Genomic DNA, 8,258 nt, shown 5'->3' with positions numbered 1-8,258 from the left:
CCGCGCGCGAACGACTCCGGCACTGCCACATCGAGATGCACGCGCTGCGCGAGCGGCAGGCCATCGCCGAGCGCCGCCGCGAGCATCGCGAGCACGTCGCGCTGCATGTCACGCGCCGGATTCAGGCGGTTCACGATGATCCTCAGTTTCGCGCCGTCGCGCCGCAAGTCTTCGAGCCGCGCGACGAGCGTCGCGCAGGCGCCCGGTTCGGGCGGCGTCACGCACAGCACCAGGTCGGCGCAACGCAGGGCTTGCGCGGCCTGCTGCGAGGGATAACGGGCGGTGTCGATCAACACGACGCCATCGGGCGGCAGACTGAGTTGCGCGAGCGCACTCGCGAGCCACCGCGGCTCGGCGGCAAGCCGTGCATCGCAGCGCGCGCCATGCGCGAGCGAGACCTCGCCGTACGGCACGAACAGCACGCCCTCGGCATTGCGCCAGGTATGCGCATGCCACGCGCAGTTCTCGTCGAGCAGCGCTTGCGCGAGCCCGGCACGCGCGAGGCCGTCGATCCCGAGATGCGCGCCGAGCATGTTCTGCGGGTCGAAGTCGAGCGCGACCACCTGACGGCCGCGCCGCGCGAGCAATACCGCGAGCGCGGCACTCAGCGTCGTGCGGCCCGTGCCGCCGGCGGTGGAAACGACGGCGATCGTTTTCATCGTGCGGCCTCGTCGACGCGCTGCACGTCCGGCAGCAGCCGGGCACGCAGCGCAACCGGTTCGATGTCGCAGCGCACCGCGTCGCGCGGATCGAAGCCGCGCATCGCCGCGAGCCCGCGACGCGCGCCGCCGCGCTGCCAGAGGATCCATACCGGCACCGCGATGACCACGCCCGCGGCGAAACAGGTCAGTAGAAATTCCATCACTCGTGCTCCTTGTTTCGCAGCGGCATCGCGTAAGGTTCGGCATGGCGGCGCGGCGGTGTCGCGCGGTGCGTCGCTGGGCGCGATGTGCTCGAGGCCTGGCTTTCCTGCGGCGACGCGCCCGCGTGCGCTGCGTTGCGTTTCATCGCTGCGGGGGTCTGCGCGACCTCGGTGTTCGCGGCGTTCGCGCAATCCGCAGCGCCGTTGTCAGCAAACGCAGCGGCACCCTCCTGCGCCTCACTACGTGCCCACTTCAGCGCTTCTTCCACCGTCGCGAGTTGCGCCGCTACCGCCAGCTCACCCGCTCCCAACGGCCTGCGTTCGACCCGCAAGCTCTGCCTCAGTCCCTCGGCATCGCTGGCACGCACCGGCGCCGCAAACAGATCGCTGTAGTCGGCAATCCGCGCGCGCCGGTTCGCCGCTTCCAGCGCAGCCAGTTCATCGCCGATGCTCTGCTCCGCCAGATGCACGAGCGCATTCGTCATCCGCTCGACCGGCACATCGAAGATGCGCGCGAGCGCGGCATCCGCGTCGGCCGGCCGGCACGCGAACAGGAACACGTACAGATGCGACGCGTCGGCGGTAAACACGTCCCCCTCGCGACGCGGCACGCAGTGCCTCAGCGCGTCGACATGGGCGCATTGCGGCAGCAGCGTCAACTTGACGAGCACATGCGGCAACTGCAGCACGGCACTGCGTTCGAGCACGGTGCGCACGCGCTCGCAGAACGCGCCGGCGGGCAAATAGCCGAGCACGGCGTCGCTCAACGCAGCGCTGAGCGCGGCGCGATAGTCGGCGGCGACCGGTCGCGCATGAAGCTGCCCTTGCAACGATTGCAGCAGCGACTGCATGCGCGAGAACGGCAGATCGCGGCCCAGCACGAGGTTGGCGCCGAGCGTCAGCACCAGCAGCTCGTATTGATGACGCAGGACCTCCCCGCGTTCGACAATCACGATCTTCAGCGCGCGTCCCGCCTCGCGGCGCAGCGCATGGACCGCCGCGCACAGCGCGTCGAGCTGCGCGCTGCTTGCGTAGTCGAGCACCACGGTGGCCGCCTGGGCATCGGCGCAGGCGGCCAGCACCGCCGCCTGATCGGCCAGCACTTCCCAGTGCGGCGGCACCCATGCTTCATGGCCGCGCACGACCGCGCGACTCACCACGACCCGCTGTTCGTCGCGCGCAAGCAACCCGTCGCCGCGTGCGATCACGCCGCCTGGCGCATCGGCCGCGACGCCCAGGCGGCCGCTCTCGGCGAACCGCAGCGCACGGACTTCGCCGGTCACGAGCGTGCGGTCGGAGCGCCAGAAGTCGACGTGCCACAACAACTCGCCATGCGTGTGCTCCATGCGCGCGACGCCGGCACACGCGGCGTGAAATTCGTTGCGGTCATGCTGCGCGGCCGGGTTGTCCGTCGATGGGCGCGCAGCGCGCCAGGCAGTGTCGTCGAGTTCGGCCTCGCCCGACGGCGCGCCGAGCAGCAGCACCAGCGTGAGCTTGCGCGCCGCGCACCAGTTCGCCAGCATGCGGCCCTCGCGTGCGAGCGCGCGGGCGTCGTCCCAGCTGAACCAGCGCTCGGCGCCTTCAATGAAATACAACGACCGCGAGCGCAATCCGAAGCGCTTGAGCGCGCGCAGACCGCCGAACACCCTCGCGAGTTCGACGGGTGCGGCGCGCGGCGCGCTGGCTTGCGTGGCATCGATCCCATCGGCCGCATCGGCCGCCTCGCCGACGGTCTGCGGCATCGCCAGCACGCTCAGATTGCGCGGCCAGCCCGAGGCCGGTGCATTCGCGCTGAAGCCGAGTTCGCGCAGACGCTGCGCCACGTCGGCGCGCTCGCGTGCGAGCACGACCGTGACATCGCGTGTGTGCGCCGCGCGTGCGCTCTGCCAGATCAGCGCATCCGCGTCGGGAGTGCGCGGCGCGGCATAGAGCGCGTAGAGCTTGCCGGCTTCGAGCGAGGCCCATTCGTCGGGCAACCCGTCGAGCGCGAGCCGTCCGAGCTTGCGCGCGGCCGCTCGCGAGCCCGCGCGGTCGAAGGCTTGCAGCCAGCGGCGCACGATGGCGCCGGGCGCCGCTGGCTTGAGTGGATTCGAAACGGTGCTCACGCGTGGATTCCCTGATCTGATTGCATCGCCGGTCAATAGCTGGAGTAAAGACGCACAGGTCGCGGCGACAGACCGTTGTCCTGCTTGCGCGCGTCGAACGTATAGCGCAGATAGACCAGCGCTGAACTCGGTGCGTAGTCGTGCGAACGATCGATGCTCAGTTGCGCGCCCGCCAGCAGATGCTGGTTGAAGCGGTATTGCACGATGCCCGCGAGCCCATACGAAAACGCGACGCCGCGCGTCGAGCTCGCGGTGTTCACCAGCGTGCCGAGTCCGGGCGCCGCACCGAGTCCGGCGGGCAAACCGTTCGGGTAGTACGGCGAATTCTTCTCGTACGAGTTGGACACCCCGAGCGTCGCGGTCAGATCCCAGTTCAGCGCGTCATGCCGCCCGGCCCATTCGATCGGCACGCCGAGCGACAGGTAGCGCTGTGGACTGTAGTAGCCGCCCTGGCCGAACGAATAGAAGCGCAGGTTGTTCGTGTAGTGCCACACGTTGCCGACCAGACCGGTGCTCACGAGCGTGTCGACGCGCCGGTAGACCGGCACCGTGAAGCCCGTGCGCAACGTCACCTCCTGATTGCTCGCGACGTTGCGGCCCGTCAGCATGCCCAGGCCGAGATTGGCGAAGAGACTCGTCATGCCGACATCGACCGCCGAATGCAGATCGATGCCGTCGCGGCGCACGCCGCCCCACACGGTGCCGGTCACCGGGTCGTGCATGCCGGCGTACGAAAGCTGACTGCCTGTTTCGGGACGCCGCGAGCCGCTGACCGAAAAGCTCGCCGGTCCGGCGTCGAACTCATAACGCGCGCCGCCGACGAGGTAATGCACCGGGAACCCGAGCGGCGTCGTGCCGATGTCGAAGCGCCACGCGTCGGACGTATAGCCTGCGCCGAGCGCCACGCCGGTCACCGATTGATGCAGATACGGCGAACTCGCGAGCAGCGCGGCGCGGGTCTGCGCCGGAATGCCCAGCGAGGCCGCGAGATTGTCGGCCGCGCCGATGGTGCCGAACGTATCGCGCGTGAACGCGTTGGCTTCGCTCGGGTCGAGCGTGCCGGCATCCAGATGCACGGTGTCGATGTGAGCGAAAAAGTGGCCGTCGTAGCGATACGGAATCTGCAAGTACACCGGCGCCTGCCACGCGCGCAGCTGCGAGATGCCGGCATCGCCCGATTTATACGCGGGCAGCCAGCCGGTCTCGATTTCCGGATTGCGGCGCTGCTCGAGATCGGCGAGCGCCGCTTGCGCGGGGGTGCCGTCGGGACCTGCGCTCACGCCCGCCGCGCGCTCCTGCGCGAACGACAGACGGTACAGCGAAGCGGCCTCCTCGTATTGCCCGAGATCCTGCGCGACGCGCCCGCTTTGCACCGTCACGTCCGGGCGTGCCGGATACGCAACGCGCAACGCCGAGGTCACCCGCTGCGCTTGCTGCGGCTGACGCAGCGCGGCGAGCCGGCGCGCCGCCGAGAGCCGCGTGTCGACATCGTCGGGCGCGGCGTCGTCGAGCACGCTGCGCACCAGGTCGAGCGCGCTGCGCCGCTCGCCGCTCTGCTCCAGCACGCGGGCGAGCGCCAATTGCGCATCCGGGTCGTTGGGCGTGGCGGCCAGTAACGGACCGAGCGCGGCGCGCGCGGCCGCGTAGTGCCCTTGCAGGCGTTCGAGATCCGCGACTTCGAGCGCGTAGCGTTTGTCGCGCCGGCCCGCCGGACTCACGTGGGTGAGCAACTGCCGCGCACGTGGGTAATCCTGACGATCGAGCGCCTCGTCGGTTTCGCGCAGCACGAGACGCAGCGCCTCGTCTTCGAGACGCGCGCTTTGCGCGGCGCTGAGCGTGACTTGCGGATCGTCGCGCAAGCGGGTCAGCCACGCGTCGAGTTCGGCGTTGCCGATCTTCGGGCTGGCGCTGCCGAGCAGGTCGCCATAGCGCAGGCGCACGTCGGCATCGGTCTGCTGCGGGTGAGCGTCCATCCAGTTTCGCAGCAGCGCGAGACCGCGCTGCGCTTCACCCTGCCCGATCCACATCGCGCCGACCGCCGCGAGCAGATTCGGGTCGTCGGCGGCTAGTGTGCGGGCTTCGTCGAGCGCCTGGCTCGCGCCCGCGCGATCGTCGAGCGCAAACGCGGCGCGCGCCTTGACGAGCCACTGCTGCGCCTGCAGGTTGCGCGCGAGCGCGCGCATGCCGTCGGTGCGGTCCCGCTCGGCGATCGGCGCGAGCACGGCTTGCGCGCCGCCGACGTCGTCGAGCGAGTTGCGGTACAGCGCGCTTGCATAGCGCATTTCGGGCGAGGCGGAGATCGCGAGGCCGTCGTCCATCACGACGCGGCCGAGTTGCGGCAAGCCCAGATCGCGATACAGACGCGCGAGCGCAAAGCGCGTCCATGGCGCATCGGGCGCGGCCCGCAGGGACGCTTCGTAGCGCTGCGCCGCGGGCCCCCGCTGATCCGCGGCCAGCAGCCTGTCGGCCTGGCTCGCGAGCAGATCGGCGCGCAGTTGCGCGAGGCTCTGGCGATCGTCGGCGGCGGTGAAGCGGCTTTGCAAGGCGTCGAGCAAAGGCTCGACCTGTGCCGCGCGGCCGGTGTTCTCGAACAGCGTCTGCGTGCTGCGCAGCGCCGCGATGCTCGGCTCGCGCGCGGCCAGCAGTTCGCGCAGCAGGGGTTCGGCCGCGCGCCAGTCGTGCTGCGCGAGCAGCGCATCGGCCAGCATCAGCTTCGCGTCCGGGTTGCCGGGCTCCATCGCGAGCGCGGCACGCGCGAAGCGCTCCGCGTCGCGCGGCTGGCCTGCCGCCGCCGCGTCGCGGCTATGCGCGAGCGTGCCCCAGAACTGCGCCGCGCGCGCGAGGCTCTCCCATTTCGCGCGATTGTCCGGCGCGAGTGCGGCCGCACGCAAAAACAGCGCGTGCGCTTCGTCGCGCCGCCCCGCCCGCATGCGTGCGAGACCCAGGCCGCCGACCGCCTCGGCGTCGTCCGCACGCGCCTGCGCGGCGCGCGCGAGCAGCGCTTCCGCGCTCGTTAGATCATTGCGCGCAAGCGCCTGCAAACCGCGTTGCTGCGCGATGTAGTCGGGGTTGCGTTCGAGTTGCCGCTGCGCGTCGAGTCGCGCTTCGATCGCGGCGACCCGCTCCTTGAACTCGGTGTCGTCCGGAACGAGCTGCAGATAGGCGCGCAGCGCGTCGACATACGCGGGGTCCGCGCCCGCCGATTGCAGCACGTGACGCCATGCGTCGAGCGAGGCGGAGCGATCAGAGTCGGCCCGCGTCGCCAGATTCCACGCGATGCGGTTGGCCTCGGCACGCGTCTCGCCGCGCGCGTTCAGCAGGTTAGCGAGCACCAGCGCCGAATCGACGTCGGACGGGTCGGCGGCAACCCGCTGACGCAACGCGCCGATGGCCTGCGTGCGGCCCTCAGGCGTGCCGGCGATGATCTGGTAGTACTCGGCGCCGAGCGAGCCCGACGGCGCGCCGTGCGGATACAGCGCGAGCAGGCGGCGCGTCGCTTCGGCGGACTGGCCGCTGCGCGCGAGCAGACGCACGGTCGCGAGTTCCTGACGGCCGTTGGTGGCGACCCGGAACTCGTCCTCGATCTGCTGCGTCGCGGCTGTACCCGGCGCGACGGACCGCAGCCGCGTGAGCGTGGCCTGGGCGGCTTGCGCCTCGCCGAGACGCAACTGGATGCGCACCTGCTCGGCGAGCAACGACGGATCGTCGGGGGCGATCAGCAGCGCTTTCTGGATCGCCTGCGACGCGAGGTCGTCGCGATGTTTGGTCGACCACATGCGGGCGGTGGCGAAGAGGCGTTGGGTGGCGGCGTACTGCGGGGCCGACGCGCCGGGGCTCGCACTGATCATGGCGGCGCGAGCCGCGCTGGAAGCCGCATGGGGTGCCACGGCACGCGCCGTCGCCGCTTGCGCGACTTGCGCCCACATGCTGCCCGCGAGGCCCATCCACGCGAGCACGGCCAGACGCGCCGCGCGCTTCACTGAGCCGAGGCGCGACATGGCGAACTCCATCGTGGATCGAGGGTGCCGTCGGCGGCGAACCGGTAGCGGCCGTCGCGCCAGCCCAGCGCGAACAGGCTCAGGACACTGCTGTAATAGCCAGCGGACGTCTCATGGTCGAGTTGCGCCGCGCGCGCGATCTGCGCATCGGCGAGCGCATGTTCGCCGCGCGCGTCGAGAAATGGCACGGCGGCCGCCGAGAAGCCGGCGTTGCCCATGTTCGCGCCGACGGCGCCGGTCGTCGTATCGACTCTTTCCGGCGGCGCGCCATGCGCGGCGATGAAATCCGCGAACGGCGCGAAGCGCGCAAGCAGCGCCGAAGCAAGCGGATCGCCGGGGTCGAGCATGCCGGCCCACAGGTACACGCGGATCGCGTTATACGCGCTCTCGGCCTGGGTCTGCGGGTCCGGCGCGAAATCCTGCTTCGCGCGATACAGCGCCCAGTCCGGCGCGAAGCCGCGCGGCGCGGTATCGGTCAACACCCGGCGGCTGCTCGCGAGAAGACGCCCCCAGCGCGCGTCGTCCGGGAGCCGCGTGGCGATGCCGCGAAGCACTTGTGGCGGCGAGTAGCTCGGATTGACGCGCCACACGTCAGCCGCCGGATGAAAGCCGACCGGCCCCGGCAGCAGCGTCAGGCCGAGCCCGGCCATGCTGGCGGTTTCTTCGTCGAGCACGCGCTTCGCGAGCACCGCGCCGCGCGCCGTGTAACTGCGCTCGTGCCACGCGTGGCCGGCTTCGAGCAGCGCATACGCGATCCACAGGTCCGCGTCCGACGATGCGTTCGCGTCGAGCACCTTCCACTGCCCATCGTCCGCGCGGCCCCACAGCCAGGCCGGCAGATGCGCGGTCAGATCGCCTTGCGCGAGATGCTGTTCGGTCCATTGCAGGATCGTGTCGAAGGCCGCGCGATCGTTCGCGACCAGCGCAAAAAACAGCGCGTACGACTGGCCTTCGGAGACGGTGCGCGAATCGGTTGAGCCGACGTCGATCACGCGGCCGTCGGCGGAAACGAAATCGCGCTTGAATTGTTGCCAGCGCGGCCAGGGAGAGAGTGAGCAGTTTGCGGGGGGCGTGGTAGTCGCATTCGACGCGTTGGCTGTGCTGGTTGCGTCGGTTGCGCTAGTCGCAAGAACGGCATGAGCGGCGTTAGCATTCGATGCAATGACCGCATTCGCCTTGCCGCCCCATTGCGTCACCTCTTTCGCAATTACCGGTTGCGCGTCCATGCCCATCGCCATCGACGCACCCGCCGGGGCCATCGCCACGCCGACCGCCCGCACGACAACCACCGCC

Annotated in this window: 5 protein-coding genes; all 5 read right to left on the bottom strand. The window is 70.3% G+C overall.

The window, feature by feature from the left end; translation table 11 throughout:
- Nucleotides 1-659, bottom strand: a 659-nt coding sequence (gene bcsQ, locus CIC12_RS14945; RefSeq protein ID WP_168664863.1) for a cellulose biosynthesis protein BcsQ, incomplete at its 3' end; no start/stop codon positions are given.
- A complete protein-coding gene (locus tag CIC12_RS14940; RefSeq protein ID WP_174772058.1) occupies nt 656-862 on the bottom strand; it encodes a hypothetical protein in 207 nt (68 codons plus the stop codon). The genes bcsQ and CIC12_RS14940, both read right to left, overlap by 4 nt.
- Entirely contained in the window at nt 862-2,967 is a 2,106-nt protein-coding gene (gene bcsE / locus CIC12_RS14935; protein WP_446728010.1) for a cellulose biosynthesis protein BcsE, read from the bottom strand. Before bcsE ends, CIC12_RS14940 begins: the two co-directional genes overlap by 1 nt.
- 32 nt (nt 2,968-2,999) lie before the next feature.
- A complete protein-coding gene (locus CIC12_RS14930) occupies nt 3,000-6,911 on the bottom strand; it encodes a cellulose synthase subunit BcsC-related outer membrane protein (RefSeq protein ID WP_446728012.1) in 3,912 nt (1,303 codons plus the stop codon).
- A gap of 32 nt (nt 6,912-6,943) precedes the next feature.
- A complete protein-coding gene (gene bcsZ / locus CIC12_RS14925; protein ID WP_446728011.1) occupies nt 6,944-8,197 on the bottom strand; it encodes a cellulose synthase complex periplasmic endoglucanase BcsZ in 1,254 nt (417 codons plus the stop codon).
- Nucleotides 8,198-8,258 lie beyond the last annotated feature (61 nt).

This window comes from Paraburkholderia sp. SG-MS1 (assembly GCF_012275575.1).
Lineage (GTDB): Bacteria > Pseudomonadota > Gammaproteobacteria > Burkholderiales > Burkholderiaceae > Paraburkholderia.
Note: the sequence above shows the minus strand (reverse complement) of the source record. Positions and strands in the feature narration are given on the sequence as shown.